The sequence below is a fragment of the Streptomyces sp. NPDC041200 genome (genome assembly GCF_055591805.1).
Window position 1 is genome coordinate 1 of record NZ_JBVIZF010000139.1, and the last position, 1,128, is coordinate 1,128.

Annotated in this window: 3 protein-coding genes; all 3 read left to right on the plus strand. The window is 74.1% G+C overall.

Annotated elements, in window-relative coordinates:
- A partial coding sequence (locus ACZ6CL_RS43005) for a glycine cleavage T C-terminal barrel domain-containing protein (RefSeq protein ID WP_468947045.1) occupies positions 1–185 on the plus strand: 185 nt, incomplete at its 5' end.
- Complete coding sequence (locus tag ACZ6CL_RS43010) at positions 178–798, plus strand: sarcosine oxidase subunit gamma (RefSeq protein WP_468947048.1); 621 nt, start codon at positions 178–180, stop codon at positions 796–798. The genes ACZ6CL_RS43005 and ACZ6CL_RS43010, both read left to right, overlap by 8 nt.
- Before the next feature lie 112 nt (positions 799–910).
- Positions 911–1,128: DNA glycosylase AlkZ-like family protein (locus ACZ6CL_RS43015; protein WP_468947051.1), on the plus strand; the 218-nt coding region annotated here is incomplete at its 3' end.

Below are 1,128 nucleotides of genomic sequence, written 5' to 3' on the forward strand. Positions count from 1 at the left end.
TCGGCCACGTCACCTCCAGCTACCACAGCCCGGCCCTCGGCCGCCCCTTCGCCCTCGCCCTCGTCGCGGGCGGTCGGGAGCGGATCGGGCAGACCCTCTTCGCCCCGGTGGGCGATGAGCTGGTGCCCGTCCTGGTGGCCGACACCGTCCTCTACGACCCCGAAGGGACCAAGCGCGATGGCTGAGCTGACCATCCCCGGCCCGGTGCACCTGCGCCGCAGCCCACTATCCCATCTGGACGAGCGGATGCGCGCCGCCGCCGTCACCGGCGCCCGTGGTGTCGCGCTCACCGAGTGGCCGTTCCTCACCATGGTGAACCTGCGCGTCGCCCCCGCTTCCTACGCGGCCGACCGCATCGGCAAGACCCTCGGGGCGCCGCTCCCGCAGCGGTGCGGCCACACCGCCGCCTCCGGCGCTCACACGGTTCTCTGGCTCGGCCCCGACGAGTGGCTCGTGGTGTCCCGGGCGGATGGCCACGCCGTGGCCGCCGAGTTGCGGGAAGCGCTCGCGGGAGACCCCGGATCGGTGGTGGACGTCTCGGCGAACCGCACCACCCTGGAGCTGAGCGGCCCGGCCGCCCGGCAGGTACTGGAGAAGGGCTGCCCGCTGGACCTGCACCCCCGGGCCTTCGGCCCCGGCCGGGCGGTGTCGACCACGGTGGGCCCGGTCGCGGCGCTGCTCTGGCAGGTCGACGACGCGCCGACGTACCGGCTGCTCCCACGGTCCTCGTTCGCCGACTACCTGGCGCGCTGGCTCATCGACGCGATGGGCGAGTACCGCGCCCCGGAGGTCCCGTAGGCGCTGTCCGGCGGTTCCCGCGCCGATCGCCCAGGAGATGCGGTCACATCCTGACCGCATCTCCTGAGAGCGTCGTTCCGCACTGACGGAACCGAAGGGAACACGCGCCACGATGACCGTTCTGGACACCCGGGCGCTGGGCCGCGCCACGCTGGCCCGGCAGTTGCTGCTCGACCGCGCCGACGTACCCGTGCGCGACGCCGTCGCGCACCTCGGCGGTCTGCAGGCGCAGGAGCCACAGGAACCGTTCACCGGCCTCTGGTCGCGGCTGCGCGCGTTCGATCCGGCGGCACTGGACGCCCTGCTGACCGGGCGCGGCGCGGTGCGCAC